Genomic DNA, 21,725 nt, shown 5'->3' with positions numbered 1-21,725 from the left:
TCTTTTTGTTACTGACGCTTTGCTTCAGGCGACACTAATCGCTTGAACCGGCGCTAGCATGGTGTTTGCCATATTGAAGTTGAGTACCTTCCCCAATATAAAGTTCAACATCGTCGCCACCGCGATCGGTTACTACCGCATAACGGCCAGTAAAACTAAGGCCTAACGCATTGTTGTTATAAGTGGCTTTCGGGTCGTCGTGATTAATAATGTAGTTTATAATTTCGTTTCCGTTTACATTGGAAACCACTTTCGCGCCGACAACACGTCCGTCTTGGCTGAGTTGCGTTACTGAAGTCACGCTAGATTGATATGTTGTTGATGGCTCTAGTACCGCAATGAACGGACGCTCCCATGCTTCACCCTGCTGGCGAATGGCGATAGTTTGGGTTTTCTTCTTGACGTAGCCATTTTTTGCTTCACGGGTCGCTGGTGCAAGTGCATAAGTGTATTCACGCTCTACACCGTCCGGCACAAAAAGATTCATTGAACGTTGATTATGATGAAGTTTGAACTGAATATTGACCGCTGATGTTGTTGGCGCTGTTACCTGTTCTTGTTCAAAAAAACGCCAGCCAGGCGAGCCAACAGGGTCGTCTATGTCATTATCGTAGCGATCTGTTGACGTTAGCGACAACTCTCCTGTGTGATCAGATATAACCGTTTCATCGCCAATATTATGGTAGATATAGTCGTGAAATTTATTGTCGCCAAGTGAACGCGAACGGAACATATCGAAATAGAAGGCCGTTTTCTCACTAGTACGAATAATACCTAAAGTTCGCTCTTGCTCTGCATTGTTAACTGTGTCGTCAAGTCGTTGCGTAGCGAAACTATAGTTAGGATTAATGGGATCTTGAAGGTGCGCTGGTTCAGCGGCAATATTTTTGGAGGTGTCTTGCCAGAGGTAACCATTACTAGTCCAAGAGCCAGGTTGTTTACCGTGAGAAGTGCCGTTTACAACCACTGTATTATTGCCAGCATACAAACGGAAATATTCAGCGTGTTCTGGAAGCTTTCGATCAGCTACCGACACTGGCATACCACCATTGGCCGCCATAAAGTAATTGGCGCCGTACAGCTCCATTGAAATTCCGGTAGCATGAGAATGCACATAATGAGCGCCACCAATAATACCTGTCAGTCCATAATCAACATTGTTGTTTGCCACAGAGTTACGTTGCAGTGCAACACCGGCGTGTTCAATTATTACGGTCGGTTTTTCGAAGTCGATTGAGCCCTCTAATTGCTCCGATAATGGCTGTCCCCAAAAAAGTTTTAAGCTGTGGTCGGTCCCAAAAGTTGACTCTTTCAACGTCGGTAATTGACCACCTTTAGCATCGCTTGCTTGTTTAAGGGCGAGCTGTGCTTTTTGAGCTAACTCGGTATAACCTTTTCGTTTAGCAATATCTAAGGTGTAAAGATAAAGCTGTCCGGTACTATCGTTGTAGCGTTTTGAATCTCCAAAGCGGACAAAAATACGATTCGGGCTACGCAAGTAATCAAACAGGAAGTTGCCTTCGAGAATGTTTTTATACTCTTGAGTCACATCCATTTCAGGGTAAATGCGATCAACAATATTTAAAATCTGACTAATATTACCCATAAAACTATAGCTAAGCGATTCAGGCCAAATACCTTGTTCGCCAAAAATTGGCAGAATGGTTTTAGTAAACGAAGATTGATGGAAAGTACCCGTTTCCCAAAACACTTCAAACAAGCGGTTGCGTTCATCTTGGTCGTCAATACAAAGAATCGTGTACAATGCGCCAGTGGCGGTTAATATTGGGTGATTAGAAACCACGCGGCCGTGCCTATCTGGTTTGCCATATTCTTGCAGAACATTACCAACCATATTGGTCATGGCCTTTTGAGCAAGGTCATTATCAAACGGAATATTCGTGTCCTTTTTTTTACTATAAACTTTAGTTCCTGAGCTATTGAGATAGTGATAAAGAAAATCATAGGTAAGTGCCAGCGCGGGATAACCTGCTCTAGCATCGTAAAATACATCGCCCGAGATTGAGGTCGTCTGTGGGCTTAAAGGCCCTAAACGCTCAATATAGGCTTGAAATATATCAGCGCCATACTTTGCATATTTAGTTTCACGGGTTAAATAGTAGAGCGTGGCTGCATTACGCGCTGTCGCAAGAACCTCCTGGTGAAGACTAGCCGCCTTATCGGCTCCGCCAGAGCCATGACTATCTGAAGCTAGTTCGGGAATGGCATTAATAATAGCTTCAGGGTTAGCGCTATGAATCGCTATTTTGGCATCGACAGTTTGTTTTAAATGTTGAAATACATTTTGTGCCCAATCATATTTTTCAATTTTTTCTAGCATTAACGAGCGTTCACTGTCAGTGGTATAGATTATTGGATGCTGTAATGGTTCAGAGGAAGGCGCTACCGCTATTGTTTGTAATGCTGTTAACGTGTCATTAAAGCCATGTTGGTCAGTATAATTAACTTGTACAGATATTGTTTTGCCGACCAATTCAGGTGTCAATGTTAACGCTTGCTTAGTTTGACCATTAATAACGCTATCATCAGTGAACCAAGTAAAGATTGCCTGGTTAAGATCAATACCGTTGTCGTCCAAAAGTTCCACATTAAGAGTTTGCCCTTGCTCAGCTTTGCCTTTAATACTAAGCGTTCCGATAAAATCAATTGCAGGCACTTTAGCTGTTTGTAAAGAGGTTAGTGAATTAGAAAAACCTTTATCATCGACATAGGTCACTTTGATATTAAGCACTTGATTAAAGTCTGCCATCGTAAGTGTATAGCTATTGCTATTGGCTCCCGCGATATCAACAGCGTTACGCTGCCATTGGTAAGTCGCGTTGCTTATATTTGTTATGCCATCTGGATCAGTAATTTTCGCTTCAAGGTTAGCGCCAAACTCTAAGGCACCTGATATGGCGATAGTGCCTTGCTGATTTACAATAACTTCTTCAGTTTCTTTGCCTTTATTACTACCATCTTCACTACCTCCGCCGCCCCCACAGGCTGAGGTCAGTAATGTTAATGCGGTATATGCGAGTATTTTTATATTCATTTAATAAATCTCATCTTATGTAAGTTATTTATATTCGGATTGTTTTGTTTGGGCTCAATTTAATTCCGGCGCAGACGTCGCCAGGGCGGTGGTACTGCCTACGATAAACTGTCGTCTGGTGATCTACTTTTTCTTTTATTCTTCTTCACACAGTCTTGCTAATTCACCTAGTTAGGCTTACTTGGTAAAGTAGCCAGGGGCAACATCGTAATAGTCGGCATCAGCGGCTTCTACATGACGAAATTCATCCATATACATAATAGCGTCTGCGGTACGGTAAGCGTTATCGCCGGTTTGATACCAACCCCAAGATGGGTAAAGGCCTTTGTCATCGTTATAACCAATTTGTAGATTACTTTCGCTTAATACCTGAATTCCATCGATCCATAGGTTGATATAACCTTTCTTTTCTAATGGGTTGGCGCTCACTTGTAAGACAAAGTCTACCCAGCGGTCTTGGTAATCTTGAGAAAAATTAACCGGTACGTTAAACATGCCTCGCCCTTGGCCTGCAGTGTTGGTATTGAATTTTCTTGCATCCCAACCATAACCGACATTAAAAGAGTCACTATCAACAGTGAGTGCAATCGGTGGTTGTCGGCCAGGTTCTTTGCCTTCAGGCGTTGTATCTGGCGCGCCATGTAATTGGAAAAATAGAGGATTTTGGTTACCGGTGAGTACCATTTCATCACTAGGGAAATAGATACTAAATCCGTACCAAGCGGTAGCACTGTGGCTACTAACGTTTTTACCGTGGAACATGGCCTTGCGATCTTCATTATCTATCTTATTTACGTCGCCATTCCACTTGCCCGGATCGCCATGTTTCCAATGAAGCTTGGCCGAATAATTACCTAACCGTGTAATGGTGTTTTCTGCGACAAACGAGTGTGGTCCTTGAAATTGCACAAAACGGAAGTTCTTTGGTAAGCTTTTATCTAAGCCTGGGCTATAAAGATGGTCGCGTATGGTGCCTGCATTCCAGCCGCCACCTTCGAATGATTCGTTCGACTTAGCTGTCTTACGCGCTATTGGGTTATTACCCGCAATGTGTGCGCCTACAGGGTAATCAATACCTCCTGGAATACCTAAATCGACAGCGGTGACTTGCTCGGTATTTTCTGAGAATACTGATTCAACATATCCGTCGGCGTCGACATACTCTGCTTTTACGTAAATAGAGTTGCCTACATCTGTTTGCGCTAACTGATAGCTTGCTTGGTTGTGATTTGCAATTAAATTGTCACCTGAATACCAATAGTAAGTTACATCACCCGCTATTGAATTTGCATCGATAAGATTTGCCTGTAGGGTAGAGCTCACCTGCAGGCTTAAAGGGTTATCGTTAGCGCCAGCAAGTGACAATATACCTACGCTATTTTCTATTGGTGTTACCGCTGTTGTTTGTGCTTCTGTTAGCGTGTTATTAAAATCATCTTGGTCAGTATAATTAACCTGTACTGATATTTTTTTTCCAACCATTTCACGTGTCAATGTTAACGCTTGGGTGATTTGGCCGCTAATCACGTCATCATCAGCGAACCAAGTAAAAGTTGCTTGGTTAAGGTCAAGTCCGTTTCCATCCAAAAGTTCCACATTAAGTGTTTGCCCTTGCTTAGCTATGCCTTTGATACTAAGTGCTCCCTTAAAATCAATCGCTGGCACTTTAGCTGTTTTTAAAGAGGTCAGTGAATTAGCAAAACCTTTATCATCGACATAAGTGACGGTAACGCTAATCGTTTGGTTAAAATCAGTTGTAGTTATAGTGTAGTTATTACTTGTCGCCCCCGGGATATTAACCGCATTACGTTGCCACTGATAAGCTACGTTACCTATATTTGAAATACCATCAGGATCTGAGATTTGGGTATCAATAGTCGATGCATGTAGTAAGGGCCCCACTATGGCGATTGTACCTTGCTTATTTTGACTGTCTTCTTCTGTGATATCACTATCATTATTACTACCGCCACAGGCTTGAATCAGTAATGTTAATGCGGAAAGTGTTATTAATTTTTTATTCATGTATCAAATTACCTTTTCTGTAAGTGATTAATTTCTTCATTATTTTTATTTTCAGTGTTTCGAAATAACTTGAACCAAGTACATTGATCTTCTAGTTAATGAGTTTTTAACTTTGACTTAGAAAAGGCTCTATTACGTCAATATTGATACCCCCTAAAATAAAAATAGATGAATATATGCAGAAAAATTGTAGTGGTAATCGTAGGAAGCTGAATATTGAGGGGAGTGCATCATCTCAAATGTGCGGACGTTATATTATATGTGCACGATCTAATTGTGATAAAAAACGTCAACATGAGTAATGTTATTGTCTTTAATAATTGCCACGACTCGTAGTTGATGACGTCAAATTGTTCGACAGCAAGTTTAGACTGCAAAGCACATAACAAAATTAGCACTCTGCCGGTTAATTTAGATATTAAAAACTTACTTTGTTTAAGTTACAGGGATATTCACTCTTTCAAATGTATTTTCTGTTATTCAGGTTGGGCAGCTAGGAACCATCCCTGCTGTCTTGTATAAAAAGCAAATAAACGGCTGAAAAAATCAACCTGAATTCGGTTTAAGTCATTTTGTTCAATAACGCTATTTAAGCGCCTTGATATCCACTTAAATTTCATCATTGAGTCTAAGTTAAACTAGGTGTAACAAAACAAGTAGGTGAATTTTAAAATTATTTATTATAAATCAGACTATTACAAAACCCATTCAATCGAGTTCAGGAAAATCCGCAAAGATCAGCCTCCTAGTCATTTTTTTTATTTTTTTATCTTTTTTTTATTTAAAGGTATCAAGTTTTGAAAAAATCGGCCTCTTCTGTGTTTGTAAGTTGGTGGTGAAAACCTTAGGCCTAACTAAATCGTTATGGTTTTACTTTGCCTCTTATTTACTCGCTATTTGCTCCGTTATTGTTTGTTACCTGAAGTAACTTGCATAAACACATAAGCAAATAGTGGTGTTTTGAAAAAGCATTTCTACTTATATGAATTTTAAAAGTAATGTTTTTTAGTAATACCAATAAGGCTTATTTGCCGGGAGATGTGTGTGTTGATTATGTTGAACGAACACAAAATATTCAAAATACAAGTCAACTCCGTCTTTTTAAAATTAAGAACAACAAAGCGGATAAAAAAATGATCAAACAAAAATATACAAGTAATTACTTGCATAAAGGCGCTTTAATAAGTTGCTCAGCGAGTATTTTAATGACTTTATTTACACCATCGGTCATAGCGGCCGAAGTAAATTCAGCTATTAAAGAAAAGCAAGACAAAGAGGAGGCTATAGAAGTTATTGAAGTATCAAGCGTTCGTGGTTCGTTAGAATCAGCGTTGTTGATAAAACGTGATGCACCTTCAATTGTTGATGCAATCTCAGCCAAAGATATGGATGCCTTGCCTGCTCTCGATTTGGGGGAGGCCATGCAGTCCATTCCGGGTGTTCAGCTTAATACAGATGATGGTAGTCGTAACTCAGAAATTACCCTCCGTGGTTTACCTGGTGGGTATGCAAAAACAGTTGCTGAAGGTATGTCTTTCGCGACTCCTAGCCGTAGCGCCGGTGTAGTCGGTTCTTCAAACCCATTTGGTGCCTTTGAACCCAGTGTATTTGATGGTGTAACTGTAGTTAAAGCCATGACTGCGGATCTACCTGATGGTGGTTTATCTGGTGTTATTAACAAAAAACTTCAACGCGCGCTTGGTACAAAGGACGGAAAGTATAAACTCGGCATAGGCGGCCGTTATGAAGAGCTAGTCGATGACTGGAATAAGACGATCAACTTTTCAGCATCTAAGCACCTTATCAAAAACAAATTAGCTGTGGCTTTTAAAATTGCTGCTTCAGAACAAGTGTTCCGTCGTGATACAACGAATTTCTCTTCATACGTCGGAATGAACGGTGTAGAGAATAATGCCATTGATTACAAAACATTTATCAGCCCGACAGATTTAGAGGCCTATAAAGCGCAATATGGCATTACCGAACCACTATCGATTATTAAAGCTGTTGGTAAAGCAAGTGAGGTAACAGAGCATTCACGAGGTAATCGTGTATCAGCTACGGGTAATATTGAATGGAAACCTACAGAGTCGCTCAAGCTTGGTGCTAACTTCCTTTATACCAAGAAAAACCTTAATGATAGTAACATGGAAGATGTACAATTTTCGATCAGCGGAGATGATAATAACGGATTATTTGCATCACAAAGAGTGGAATTACTCGGCACTCCGATCCGCTTAACGGCAGAACCAAACCCTAACTACATAGAAGGGGTTCATAGCCCGGATATGGCAACGATACCTGTTTATGCAGTCACACATACTAAGCTTAAAAACGTTGCATGGTCACCTTCCAATCGTCAGAACGAAACGACACAAGAAGCAAAAGGTATATTTTTATATGCTGACTATGTTACTGATGATTGGGTAATAAACCTTGCTGCAAGTAAATCAAGTTCAGTCAATAATTTTTGGATGGCGGGCATCGATTTACGCCACCAAAACCGTACTAACAAAACCTATACTGACTTAGATGATGGCAAAAAATATTTTTATGCGCCTACAGGCATGAATGCTGAAATTAATACAGGCCAAGGCGACTTGAGCAAAGCGCTGACTACTCTGGAAAACTTTAATGACTATTTTTACTCTGATTTTGACAGGGTTGGCGCCATTGACAGCAATGGTGTGCCACTAGATAGGGTGTTAGTAGGTGAGGCACATGACCTCGGACGAGATGCATACAAACGGTTTGATAATGGTTGGTATAGCACAAATTTAGGTAGTTTTGGTCCTGAATTAGACCCCAAAGTGAATCCAGCCAGTGACGCCGCTTATGAAGCTCTAGGCGGCAAGGATGCATACTATGCGTACATGAAAGACCAAAATAGCGACTTTGAAGAAGGTGGCAGATCACTTAGTTTTTATATCAACGGTGCTGTCGAACGACCAGAGCGTAACTATAAGTCTGCTCTTGCAGACTTTGAGCGTTATACCGAAATCGGCAACGATTCATTCTTGATAACGAGCATTAAATCTGGTTTATCACATTCCCGTGAGTACTTGGATTCTGTTAGCTCACGCATTGGTGGTGGTGCCATTAACATGTCACGGATCACTGGCGATGACTTCTATACGGGCTTAACCTCCGACACCCAAAACGAATTCTTTAATGGAACTTTCCCTGGTTACTATGGATCTGATGGTGGCTGGAAAGTACTGAATTCAAAGCATTTAACTGAAAAACTGCAAACTGGTTATGGTTACGAGACATGTCAAGGTCAACCCGAGGAAACTTGTACACCAGGCTACCTGTATGAAGAGGACGGCCAAGTTGTACTTATTGATGATCCGAGTGCCATGATTGCTTTTGACAAAGATAGTGGAGAGTTTGTAAAAGATTTTGCGATTGCTCGTCCTACTAATTGGGCGGATAAAATTGAAAATAACTCAACCTTGCCTACCTATGGCATGAACGCTAACTTCCGTAAAAACTTTAATGCTGATCAAGTTATTAATGCCATTTATTTAATGGCTAATTTTGAAGGTGAACTATTTAACTTTTCTTATTCAGGTAACATGGGGGTTAGATACACAGAAACAACAAATGATGTTATTGGTCAAGGCTTTAACTCGGATGGAAAACGAGTTGCTGTTATCACCGAAAATGACTACTCACATACTTTACCCTCATTCAATATTGCTGTTGATCTAACGGATGATGTTGTTTTACGTTCGGCTTACTCGCAAGGACTGGTACGACCAAATCTGTTGTCACAGATACCTAGCCCAATTAATACGAATACAGAGACTAGGGTTAACTTGGAAAACTCGAAGGCTGAGGTTTTGCCATATACGGCTGATAACTTTGACTTCGCTTTAGCTTGGTATAACCGTGAAGGTTCATCTATTTCCGCTGGTGTTTTCTATAAAAAACTCCAGGGCAAGATTCAAACGGGTACTGTTTGCCCTGAAGGTGAGCATGACTACCCTGTAGGTGAGCTAATTCGAGTTCCTGATAGTACTAAATCAATAGGTTGGTACTGTGAGGAAATCGAACCGGCGCCAGATATGGAAAACACCCGCAGGGTAAGTATTACAGAAACTTATAACAGTGATATACCTGTAGAGGTTATGGGTTATGAGCTTTCTATCCAGCAAAAACTCGACTTCTTGCCTTATCCGTTCAACGGTCTTGGCGGTAAGTTGAACTTTAGTAAGGTTGAGTTGGATGAAGGTGAAGGGCAGAAAATGACCAAGATCGCCCCATATACAGCTAACTTCATTGGTTACTACGAAAATGATGGTTTAAGCCTTCGATTAACCTACAACTGGCAAGACCAAAAACTGCTAAGCACTGGCGGGACGACTACCTTTTTAGGAAGCGACGCCCGTACTCAAACTGCTGGAGGTCGTATCGATCTCTCTGTCGGCTATAAATTATCGAGAAATCTAAGAGTTAGTGTAAAAGGCTATAACCTTAACAATCGCAAGGAGTACGAATTCATCGGGGGTAACACAAGCGCTATCAACCGTATTCGATTCCAAGGTCGCATTTTTTCTTTAGGCCTTAGCTATAACTTTTAATTATTTCTTACTGCGAAACCAAGGCTTTAGGCCATGTTAAGCAGTATGCAAAAAACAGTATTTACAGGAGAAATCCAATGAAAAAGCAAATTTTGGCTTTGTCGATATTAGTCGCATTGTCTGGTTGTGAAATAGACAATAGCGCTGAGAAAAAATTAGCCGCCCAATTTAATAACGAATTTATGACCACTGTCGGTTTCAACGGCACCCCAGGCGAAGGCATGGATGTGCCTTTAACTATAGCCCATGGTAATGCTGAAGGGACTTTCGGGGTAACCGATGCCAACTGGGGGGAAGCTGATCTACAATTCGAGCTAATCGGTGAAGAAGATACTGAGACCGCTAGCAAGGCAGAAATTGAGGGTGACAGGTACGCTCAAACGGCTCGGATATTAAAAACCATGTACGGTACCTTTAAAATCAAGAAATCTGCTGACGGCTATAGCGAGTGGTCTTATGTAATGGATAAGCCTGCCGCAATTAAGGCTGAGGCTGATGAAAGCTCTACGTGTTCTGAGTTTACGCTTGATGATACTGTCATTGAAGATAGTGCAGAAAACAACAAGGCGCTTGGTGCTTTACTAGCTGACTGTAAATCTGCCGACTTAGTTGACACCATTACATTTACCTCTATTGATGGTTCAACCACTGAGCTTAACTTTATTATTTCAGGAGTTGAGAAAAAACCGGCTGAGGTAAGAGGTGATCTGATTGCCAACGCAGACTTAAGGTTTAAAGAAAAGTTTGGTTTGGCACGGGTATACGATCCAAACTATGAGGAATCTTACTTTCTTAATCAAGTATTACCTGTCGATGAGACGCAAGAACAAACACCAAAATACGGTACCATAGATGTCCAACCTAATGGTCAATGGACTTATACGGTTCGCTCTGAAAAGGTCGAAGAGCTACGAATGCAATTGCCTACAGAAGAGGCAGATCCAGTTTCAGAGTCTTTTTACCTAGTAACTAATGACGGCACAAAACAATTACTGGAAGTGTTCATCACCCTTGGGCCAAGAAACTTTGTGCCTAGCATTCCGGTAGCAGAGGCTGAGAGTGATAGTAAGTCGATCTTTGAAGTACAGTTTGTTAAAAGTGGCACAGGGCTCAGCACTAAAGATCTTGTAACTGGTAAGTTGCAGTTTAAAGCTAGAATTACGGAAGATATGGCTAAAAAAGCGACTATATCTATGTATTGTAGTAGGTGGCATGGCAGTTATAACCGCAGGCTTGCCTCATTTATTATTCAGCCTGAGGGCGGGTTTGAAATGTGGTCGGCTCATTTAAAGCCTGGAGGCACTTACGGTAACGTCAACGATTTCGAAAGACAAGCACCTAACAACAGCGGCAACATAATTACCACTCATGTTAAGTTTGACCGAGGTTTCCAAGACTTAGAATGGCATGAAGTCACCCTAACTTGGGATCGTAAAGAAGGAGCATCTTTACCTAAGATGACGCTTTTACTTGATGGTGAGCCACTGCAAACCTCAGAAGATCACCCTTTAATCGAGCGTGATACTAGTACGCCATTCTATGCCCAGACGCTTACTACGAGTGACAGCATTTCGGGATGTTTAGGTCGATTGAACTTCACCGTAGATAAGATGACAGGCGATGAAGATGAACCGCCTGCAACGACTGGTGGATTGTTGGTTGATGATATTCGTCTGTTCACCAACCCTGATGCTGACATAAAGTTTGATGCACCAGCTTTTGAAGATAACTTCGACAGCAATAAAGAAGGTGACTTGGTTAAGGATGCGGACTCTTTTGATCGTTACCAAGCCGTAACCACGGAAGACGTCGTTATAAAACTCGATCTTTAATGGTAGCCGAAAATAACATGCAACCTAATATAAGAAATAGAATTAAAGGTAATCGAATGAAAAAAACATTATTAAGCTTATCTATTATTGCAACTCTATCTGCTTGTGATAGTAGTGATGATAAAAAAGAAAGTATAGTGCCAACTGCTCCAACGTTTTCCGTTTTCGAGAAAGTGGATCCTACATGTGAGCCAGTTGAAATACCGCCTACGGAAGAAGGTGGTGAACCAACTATGACTGAGTGTGATATGCAATGGACTGTGTTAGCGCCTGAAGAAAATTTCACTGGCGTGGCCACTAAGCAAGACACAAATCCGTCAGGTTCGTACCGAGTGAAAGATGCTAACCCTGGTGAATCTATTTTCTATGGCTTAGATACTACACAAACCCCATATGATGAAAAAACGGCTCCCATTATTAGTAGTAAATATGGTCAGTTCTTTTTCAGTGCCGGTGGTGAGTGGAATTACTTCCTATGGACGGGGAACTCTACGTCTAACACCCCAGAACATGATGATGTGACTAACCTCGTTAGTGCTGACTCTATTCCGCTAACTGACGAATTTACTATAACCACTGCTGACGGTACCCAGAAAACATTTGTGGTAACTATTAAAGGTATTGACGAAGATTCGGAGTTTAGTGGTGCAATGAGTTCATTCTTAACTCTTGATAGTCCGGAAATAAATAATAAAACTATCAATTTGGAGGATGCCAACCCGGTAGAGTCTGATTACGACACTTTGATCACCGCAGATGGCCGAATCGTGGATTTAGCAGTACTAGCTGGTACTGATACGGAAGGAAGTATAGATACCGAATATGGTATGTTAACCTTTAAAGTGACCAATTACGTCGAAGCTATTAAAGCGGATCCAACTGTTGAAGGCTCGAAGCATCAAAACGCGGTAAAAGCCAAATTTGTGTGGGGTTATAAGTTAAACCCTGACCTTGACAGCGTTAAAAAGTTTTACGCAGCGCCTGGTACTGAAGGTAGCTTGTACTACACAGGTGAGCCAGATGTGATCCCATCAGTTGAAGAGAAGTTTACCCTTACTTCAATGGGTGCAATGGGAAATACCGAAGAAATTATTATTGCTATTGAAGGGTCTGAATGGGTACCAGCCGTTGTTACTGGTTTACCAGGTGTTACAGAAGGTGAAGGGGAAAGCGCTTATACCAATCCTGAAAAGAAAGTCGAGATAAACGATGGTTTGATTAGTGGCTCTCTTAATGTGAGCGATGCTAATTTAAATCAGGGAACTTTTCAGCCGCTAAACAGTTCGTCTGAAGGACTCATGTATGGTTCTATCAGCATTGATAGTGAAGGTGCTTGGCTATACGGCGTCGACCTCACTAAGGATGAAGTTAAAGCCTTGAAATATAATATCGGTGAAGCAATGCCTGCAGCGCTTGTTGAAACGGTAACTGTGACAACCTTTGACGGTACAACGGCACAATTCAATATTAACATCGAGCCCAGTGAGCAGCTTGCCCCGATAATTACCGACGTACCAAAAATAACCGATGGTAAATCATCTTCTAAAGTTGATGTGGTTAAAGGGAGCATATCAGGCAAGTTAAATATTGTGGATGAAAACCCTTGGGAAGCAAGCTTTCAAGAAGAGAACATTGCCGGTATTTACGGCTTGCTCTCAATTGATGCTTCCGGTAATTGGACGTATACCTTAAATAATGACACGGCAGAATTAATTGAGAGTGGTGCTTTAGCGTTACCATTCAACGAGATGATTGAAGTCACCAGTTATGATGGTACTCGCATAACTTTGCCTATCTCAATTATTGAACCTGTGCCAGATGATATCGGCGCAAGAGTTCACGCTGTTCCTCAAGATTTAGGCCGTATCGCCTTTAATATCCCTGCAGAAGCACAGTTAACGGGTAAAATGACTTTTAAATTGCATTACTCTGTCAGTAAGGACAGTCGTATTATGCTTCAAGGTGATGACCTGATTACAAATAATGATTTTGATAGAGCCTTAATTGGTATGACCATTAGGAACAACAAAGAGGCCAGACTCTATAACGGAATTGGCAGCTATGTATCGCTTGAACAAAAACAGAACTACAAAGGATGGACAGAGTATGAGTTTACTTGGGATGCTTCTCCTGCCGCTTTAGTCAATGGGGCTCCAGTGGTGTCTGTGATTATCAATGGCGAAAAAGCGACTAAAGATGACTTCCCGGGATACGATTCAGCTGAAGACTTCGACTATCCGACTTACGCCAGACAGTTATCAAAGGTACAAAATGGTGCCAAGTACCTAACACTAAGATCTAATTCTGGTGGCGGTGTTACTGGCGCAATGGTGATTGATGATTTAGTAATCTATTCTGATGTGGCAGGTAATAACGAAGTTTATCGCCAAACATTTGATAGTTTGAAAGTTGATGGTGACATCAACGACCTAGGTGATCTTATTAATGACCGTACACATGGAGTAACGACAATTGTGACGCCAGTTGAGAAGCCTTAATTATTATTGGAATAGTTAGTAAAAATCGCTAAGCCTATTACTAGGGTTTCAAATGACCAATAACCCCCATCATTTTTGCTGGGGGTTATTTTTTAACTAACTTGAACTCGGTTTAGGATACTTTTAATTCAAGGCAAACTATTGGTAAATAGTTACCCCGAGCAAAAAGCATTTAATTCGAATCAAATTTAAAAATGACAGATCCAAAGACCCGTTTATTGCAAGGTTTCACTCATCGATAACAGGGATAGGATTACTTGTCATATATACCCATACAAGGTGCAGGTTTGAGCTAATGTGTGGTAATAATCACTTTTACTACCGATTAAAAAACTGTCACGTGTTGAGGTGGAATGAGTTTGAATTTAAGACCACATTTTCGTATTTATTGCCTATAAATACGTTGTTGCACAAGCCTCTAAAGCAACAAAACAAGCGGGGCTCTTTAATAAAAAAATAGAAAGATAGAAAAATAGAAAAGGCTAATCTTTGTAAGGCTTTAACATTTTTGTCTAATTGAACGTTTGTGTTTATTGGAAAAAATGGCGTGAAAAAATCTTTTTGCTATAGCTAGCTCATCAACATGTTGCAATCTTTGTCTTCCCCCGTTTTGATTGTGTTCTACAATTTGAATCACGCCACATAGGCGCCGTTTTGTGAGCAGAACACAACATCAGGTTAACTATTGAGCAATAGGCTCGGTTCGATTAATAAGCCCTGTTTGAGAGTCAATATAAACGACTTCGTTTTCTGGTATTGGAATATTGATATTCAGTGGCAAAGACCCATCGGCTAAATTAACATTAAAGTAATTTTTACCTTTCATTGCCGCTTCGTAATGTTGCTTGATCATATAAGGCGGCAGAGCAAAATCATAAAAAGCGACCTCATCAATAATGCCAGCATAAGCCTCTCTATCATCTTTTCTATTGGGTGAATTACCAATATTCGCCATACCTGAACCGCCACTTATCATTTTTGTACCCTTTGGGTATTGATAAGACGCTTGCATTTTGCCATCCACAAAAATGGCTTTTAAGCCAGTACTCACATCGTAGCTGGCAACAACATGATGGGCTTTGCCATCTTTTAGTTGCTTAAGGGAAGGACGCCCTTGTTTGCCATCTAATGGTAGAAGTAACGTATGGTAACCATGACCGATTAAATACATGCCAAAAGCGATTGTGTTGCCCTTGATCTTATTATTAGGCCATATATGGCTGTTAGGTCTAGCATTTTTTAAACTTAACAACATACGGTGATGTTTATCTGTTTGATCTTTCCTGAATATTTGATCTTGCTCAGGAACATAATTATCAACCGTAACACTCTCCTGACCTTTAAAGTGCGGCACAATTAACGCTTCTATAGTTACACCATCTATTACTGAAAATGAACCCGTTGCAGGTACTGTTCCACCACCACTCCCCACGTTAATCCGGGCATTAGCACTATTATTAAATAAAAATGCATTGTTACCTACTAACCCGTTAACTTTTGTTACCCCTGTGCTTAAAATGCCGAAAGCATTACCGGCATAATCAGCCACACGGTCACTGTCGCTTTCAAAAGGCCAGTAATGATTCGGGCGCCAGCGCTTAGGTTGTATATGAGCAGTGCCAGACGAAATCACTTTGGCTTGCTGTTTAGTTAAATCAATAGAAATTTCCTCCCCTCCTGAATGCAAGGTAAAACTCGGGGTATTAAAAATAAGATTTTTACCGGTAGCTTGCTTTACAGAGAGATGTCCTCTAATGATTTCAATTTCGGCGCTATTGTATAACTTTATAAATGTATTTTTGGCTAGGGTTAACTCTTCTCCTGAAGTTAACATCATTGTTACAGGTTTTATCGCCGAGTAAATTCCCGGGTAAATACGATTAGATTCAATTTTTCCTTGTCCTTCTATGCGTAAAGCATCTTCAGTAAATAGCTCAGCTACACCTGCTTGTTTTTCATTATGTAAAAACCCTAACGCAAAAACGGCAGCAATGGCTGCTGTTAATAAAATAGAAATAATTAACCACTTTATCGGTACGCCTCGGCGCGACGCAGAATGATGCGTTATCTGATTTAGTGTTGTGGTAGGCGTTGCAATTTGAGGATTCTCAGTATTATGGGTGCTTGGTCTGAATATAACTTCATCTACCTGCAGACGTCGGCGCACCACTTCCATTGAAGGGCCTACTTCAGCCTTCATATGAATATGCATTTCAATGTAATCGTAATAAAATTGCTGTGCGTCAGGGTCTCCACGGAGCAGATTATCTAGGTTATTTATCTGTTCTGGGTTAACTTCTTTTGCACAAATCGCGTCGGCAATGTTACGAATTTTCTCAAATTTATCACTGCGGTTCAAAGTTGCATCTCCCGTTGCTTACGATCAATACAGTCAAACAGTTTTTTTCTGAGTTTTTGTACCGATTTACGAATAGCGAAAACAGAACGTTCAGTCATTTTAGCGACTTCAGTGGCGGTTGCGTTATTAATGTAAAACTCGGTATACAGTTGCTGCAGAGTGGGAGTTAACTCACCTTTGCATATTTGCAAAGCTTCTATGCGGCTATCCGTGCTATCAGTTTGAGAAACTTTGGCTGCGAGTTCTAGCGTTACATCATCACTTAAACAGAGCGCATGTTTTTTTATTTTTCGTCGATAAGATAAAATACGGTTAAAAACGATGCCATTTGCCCATTTTGAAAAGTTGGTGTTTTCTTCAAATTTTTCAAAATCACGCCATAACACAACACTGGTTTCCTGAAAAATTTCATCAGCCTCATCAGTATCCATGACAAAAGCATAAATATAGGTGTAGATGCGCTTTCTATCCGCTTCGAATAAGGCTATGAAAGCATCAGAAAGCGCAGCTGGAGTTGTCGTGTTCTTTTTAGTAATAGCGTTAGTTGTCATTAACTAAAAAACCTAAAAAGTGCGAAGTGTATGAATGATTCGATAAAATACATAATATGATTGCTCTTGTCTATTTATGAGTACAAATGTAAACAAATTGAGTATTTTTTGATTATTATTGGTTATCTTCACTGGTATTGACCTGTATGTCAATATCTAAGTAAAGAGCAAATATGGTTACAAGCATATTTGCGGTCATCGTCAACACCGAAAGAATTTTATACTTTTATTTTTTCTAGGTGGGTATCAATAATCAGATTTTTAGGCCTGTTCTTAGTCGTAGTGAATATTACGATGATTATAAATATTAAAAAGATAAGAGCCCATCTAACATGATTGATACTTTACCAATGAATTCACAGCGCTGCACAAATATATACGTAGCTATTAGTCTTTTTCTGGAATGTAAATATTCCGCTTGTGCTAAAAAGCTAAACCCCCCCTCCGAATGTCATGGTCTTTTATTTAATGCTATAGGGTTGTCCAACTTGGGCAGCGTTAGGAATGAAAACATTAATTGAGATTACCTTATGAAAAAAGTATTCCAACAATCTATTCGTTTGGTACAACTGGGACTAGTAACTGCCAGTTGTTTTTGGGCAGCTACATGTGTGGCCAAAGTAACTTTAGAATCAACAACTAAAATCACTGACAATGCCTTGCATTTTAATGGCCGAGATATTGATAGCTCAACATTTAAAAACCTAAATTTATCAACGGCAGAGCAACAACAAGCTGATACCAGCTATAACTATAAATTTGGCGGCAGTATCTCAGCCCATGGTGATTCCGTTAAAATTTATAAAGATTACGTATTTATGACTTGGTACAAAGGCGGCAAGATGAATCGGCAAGTGATGTTATCGCGACTTAACACTAACACTGGTGTCGTTAAAACCATTGAGTTTCCGCACCGACATACCGGGTTTCAAGGCAAATGGTGGATTGGAGAGTCACACAATACGATTGGTTTAGCTGTGAGTCCAAAAAATGGCTCTATTCATATGGTGTATGACATGCATGCATATAGTGACTCTAAGTTTGATGGGAAATTTAAGAATGATTTTTTCCGCTATAGTTACAGCGTAGCCGGAGCTGCAGAAGTGACAGATGCCGACTTCACTCTAGAAAAGCAGTTTGTAAAAGATACCAGTGAAGTTAGTGAAGGCCCTGATGACTATAAACACTTAGTTATGACCGGTAATTTAGACGATAAGTCGAATTTTGCAGAATATACTTACCCTAAGTTTTATACAACGGACGAGGGAGATTTACTGCTTTATATGCGTTGGGGCGGTAATAATAACGGTGCTTATTATTACAATTGGTATGATGCTGATGCGCAAAAATGGAGCCGCTTTGAGGCATTTAGTCGTAAAAACCAAAAGAGCCATGGCCTAGACCACAACTGGGGTTTATACGGTAACATGAAATATTTTAGCGGTAAGCTCGGTGTCGCCTTCCAAAAACGTAGCAGTAACAACAATGACAAATTTGTTTACCAAAACGGTATTTATTATGCCTACCTTGACGATCCGGCAAATAACCTTTGGCGTGACCACACTGGCAAACAAATGACTTGGCCGTTAGTCGATGCTGATGAAATCAAGGTATTTGAACCAGGTGATTTAGTAGCGGCAACGGCTACTGACGGAGGGGGCAGCGGCAGACCGCCAGGTTCAGTTTACATTGTCGGTGGTTTTGACTGGGCGTTAACCGACAAAGGTGACTTGCACTTTACCCATTCAGTTAAAGATCTTGAGATTAACAAAACCGTACATGGCCACCTGTATAAACCAGCCGGCGCCACTGAGTTTATTCATGAAATTAGAGAAGACTCCGGTTCGCGCCTTTATGCCGCTGGCGATAATATTTACTTGATTGGCTTAGAAACCATTGATGGTAAAAAAAGACCCACCGTGAGTGTTGCTCGAGGTGGTACCAATGATTTTCAAAAAATTTATTCTGATACGACAACCCCACTTAATTTTGCGCATGGTGTTGCTTACGTCAAAGATGGCAAAGTCTATTATTATTTGATGGAACAAAGCTCGGGCACTGAAAGACCATTACATTTACAAGTCTTAGATTTAGGCATCAGCGCTACTTCTGTAAGTTTTGCTCAAAATGAACTCACCGTCGTTGAAAACTACCCTAGTTTAGAGATTAACGCGACACCATCAATTGCCAATGATACGCGCTCTATCAGCAAAGTTGATTTATATATTGATGGTACTTTAGTTTCTAGCCGCACGAATGCGCCTTATACATGGACACATAATGATGACAAACTGCAAAATTTAGCACTTGGCAGTTATTCAATTAAAGCCGTTGTAACGAATGATCAGTTAGAAACCTCTGAATCATTTATGTTATTAAATGTAGTAAAACCGACCCCAACCATCGCATTTACCGAACCCGAGATAATTTTGAATAAAGGTTATACTAACGTATCCTTAGCTGTTGATGCTGCGACTCCTGACGTATTGAGAACTATCAGTAAAGTAGAGTTGTTTTTAGACGGCAACTCAGTGTCTGTGCTCAACAACGCGCCATACCTTTGGACAGAATCAAGCGGTTTGCTTTCTAATTTTTCAGTCGGCAGTTATAACGTTAAAGCGGTTGTGACCGACAGTAAGGGGGATACAGCGGAGGCAAACACGGTGATCAAAGTCTTCGATTCAACTCCTGTGGTTACGATGCCAAAAACAACAATAACGGTTGAAGAAGGTTACACCAACTTAAGTTTAGAAGTATTAGCGATCAGTCACGTTGAAACGACAACTATTTCTGAAGTTGAGTTATTTATTAATGATCAATTAATCAGAAAAGAAGGCGTCGCCCCTTATGAGTGGGGGCACAGCGATAAATTTAAATCTGAATTGTTAGGACAACCTGTTGGCATCCATACTATTAAAGCTGTAGCGACCAACAGCGAAGGCTATACTGGCGAAGCAACATTGACACTAACTGTTGTTGCCGCAAGTGCTGCACCGCCAGTTACTCCTGAGACGCCAGAAGCACCTGTGACGCCAGAAACACCTGAGGCGCCAGAAACACCTGAGGCGCCAGAAACACCTGAGGCGCCAGTTACTCCTGAGACGCCAGAAGCACCTGTGACGCCAGAAACACCTGTGACGCCAGAAACACCTGAGGCGCCAGAAACACCTGAGGCGCCAGAAACACCTGAGGCGCCAGTTACTCCTGAGACGCCAGAAGCACCTGTGACGCCAGAAACACCTGTGACGCCAGAAACACCTGAGGCGCCAGAAACACCTGAGGCGCCAGAAACACCTGAGGCGCCAGTTACTCCTGAGACGCCAGAAGCACCTGTGACGCCAGAAACACCTGTGACGCCAGAAACACCTGAGGCGCCAGAAACACCTGAGGCGCCAGAAACACCTGAGGCGCCAGTTACTCCTGAGACGCCAGAAGCACCTGTGACGCCAGAAACACCTGTGACGCCAGAAACACCTGAGGCGCCAGAAACACCTGAGGCGCCAGAAACACCTGAGGCGCCAGAAACACCTGTGACGCCAGAAACGCCTGTGACGCCAGAAACGCCTGTGACGCCAGAAACACCTGTGAAGCCAGAAGCACCTGTGACGCCAGAAGCACCTGAGACGCCAGAAACACCTGTGACGTCAGAACCACTAGAGACACCTAAAACATCTGGAGGCACTCATGATTCTAGTAACGAAGCAGATGATAATTCCTCTGGTGGTGGGATGCCGATTTCTTTGTTACTGCTATGCGTATCATTAGTAGCTATTCGCACCAAAATGAGAGCAAATAAATAGCGATTAAAACATTTATAGTCAATGCCGAACAATTACGTTGCTTGGCATTTTCTTATTATTCATAAATACAGTCTTTGAAATATATGTAAGATTAGAGCATGAATAGCAAGGTATTTTTACAGGAGAAAAAACTATGTTGGTAGGAGAGCGTCAACGATTAATTATTGATATTGTGGAAAAACATCGCTTTTCTAGTGTCGATACTCTTTGCTCAGAATTAAATATTTCAGCAGCTACAATACGGCGAGATATTCAAGCATTGTCTCATTTGGGGTTAATAAAAAAAATAAGGGGAGGGGCAGAGGCAGTTTATAACTTTAATCATTCTTTTAACGCACATACCAGTAAAAAAATAGAAAAAAAAATATGTAACCGTAAACTTATCGCTAAAGCTGCGGCAGCCTTATGCGGTAATAATGATTCAATAATTATTAATGGGGGTAAGTTAACTCACTTTATGGGAGAGTACTTGGTTGATAAACAATTAAATGTTATGACTAACTCAATGTTAATTGCGCAAACTTTGTGGAATAAAAATAATAATCAGGTGATTTTACCAGGGGGACAAATTTGTGGCTCTAACGGTATTATTATCGAGGATTTCCAAGCAAATAATATTAATTCACCTGATTATTACTATTCAAAGATGTTTGTTAGTACAGAAGCGATTAGTCAAAAAGGCGTTATGGAATCTGACAGATTTATTGCTAAGGCAGAATGTCAACTTAAAACACAAGCAGAAAAGTTAATTGTTATGGCCGAAAGTTCAACCCTGGGTATGACTAGTAATTTTGTTTGTTCGCGTATAGATGAAGTTGATGTTCTGATCACGGATAATGACGCTAACAAAGATATATTACAAGAATTTACGGACCTTGGCGTGGAAGTGGTTCAAGCTAGATAATGCCATTATATTTATTAACTCAGATGATCTGGCCCAAATCTATCCCGACTCATTTCTTAAAGAATTTTCACATACTGTTGTTTTTAGATCATTGTTCGCGGTAGTAAATCTTTCT

9 protein-coding genes are annotated in these 21,725 nt (G+C 40.8%); 5 read left to right on the top strand and 4 right to left on the bottom strand.

All coding sequences use genetic code 11. The features are described 5' to 3' along the window. Positions 1 to 34 precede the first annotated feature (34 nt). The gene (locus XM47_RS00070; RefSeq protein ID WP_048687934.1) at positions 35 to 3,055 is read right to left on the bottom strand and encodes an endo-acting ulvan lysase-like protein; all 3,021 of its coding nucleotides are present in this window, start codon (positions 3,053 to 3,055) and stop codon (positions 35 to 37) included. A gap of 177 nt (positions 3,056 to 3,232) precedes the next feature. Next, the gene (locus XM47_RS00065; protein ID WP_048687932.1) at positions 3,233 to 5,080 is read right to left on the bottom strand and encodes a heparin lyase I family protein; all 1,848 of its coding nucleotides are present in this window, start codon (positions 5,078 to 5,080) and stop codon (positions 3,233 to 3,235) included. A gap of 1,133 nt (positions 5,081 to 6,213) precedes the next feature. Between XM47_RS00065 and XM47_RS00060 the strand changes: the two genes are divergently transcribed. The 3 genes from XM47_RS00060 to XM47_RS00050 all read left to right on the top strand — a co-directional run bounded on the left by XM47_RS00060 (position 6,214) and on the right by XM47_RS00050 (position 13,996). After that, positions 6,214 to 9,666, top strand: coding sequence for a TonB-dependent receptor domain-containing protein (locus XM47_RS00060; protein ID WP_048689088.1), 3,453 nt, complete (start codon positions 6,214 to 6,216; stop codon positions 9,664 to 9,666). Positions 9,667 to 9,743: 77 nt separating this feature from the next. Further along, positions 9,744 to 11,498: a VCBS domain-containing protein gene (locus XM47_RS00055; protein ID WP_048687930.1), complete on the top strand. Its 1,755-nt coding sequence runs from the start codon at positions 9,744 to 9,746 to the stop codon at positions 11,496 to 11,498. Positions 11,499 to 11,554: 56 nt separating this feature from the next. After that, a complete protein-coding gene (locus tag XM47_RS00050) occupies positions 11,555 to 13,996 on the top strand; it encodes a VCBS domain-containing protein (RefSeq protein WP_172656480.1) in 2,442 nt (813 codons plus the stop codon). A 682-nt stretch (positions 13,997 to 14,678) separates the two neighbouring features. Here XM47_RS00050 and XM47_RS00045 read toward each other — a convergent pair. Continuing rightward, positions 14,679 to 16,355 (bottom strand): LamG-like jellyroll fold domain-containing protein, encoded by a 1,677-nt coding sequence (locus XM47_RS00045; protein ID WP_048687927.1) that lies wholly within the window; start codon positions 16,353 to 16,355, stop codon positions 14,679 to 14,681. Then, positions 16,352 to 16,906: a sigma-70 family RNA polymerase sigma factor gene (locus XM47_RS00040; RefSeq protein ID WP_048687925.1), complete on the bottom strand. Its 555-nt coding sequence runs from the start codon at positions 16,904 to 16,906 to the stop codon at positions 16,352 to 16,354. The genes XM47_RS00045 and XM47_RS00040 overlap by 4 nt, the downstream gene beginning before the upstream one ends. 530 nt (positions 16,907 to 17,436) lie before the next feature. Between XM47_RS00040 and XM47_RS00035 the strand changes: the two genes are divergently transcribed. Together XM47_RS00035 and XM47_RS00030 are read left to right on the top strand one after the other, a co-directional pair. Beyond that, entirely contained in the window at positions 17,437 to 20,706 is a 3,270-nt protein-coding gene (locus XM47_RS00035) for a BNR-4 repeat-containing protein (RefSeq protein ID WP_053084478.1), read from the top strand. Between the two features lie 133 nt (positions 20,707 to 20,839). After that, entirely contained in the window at positions 20,840 to 21,610 is a 771-nt protein-coding gene (locus XM47_RS00030) for a DeoR/GlpR family DNA-binding transcription regulator (protein ID WP_048687923.1), read from the top strand. Positions 21,611 to 21,725 lie beyond the last annotated feature (115 nt).

The sequence above is a fragment of the Catenovulum maritimum genome (assembly GCF_001050375.1).
Lineage (GTDB): Bacteria > Pseudomonadota > Gammaproteobacteria > Enterobacterales > Alteromonadaceae > Catenovulum > Catenovulum maritimum.
Note: the sequence above shows the minus strand (reverse complement) of the source record. Positions and strands in the feature narration are given on the sequence as shown.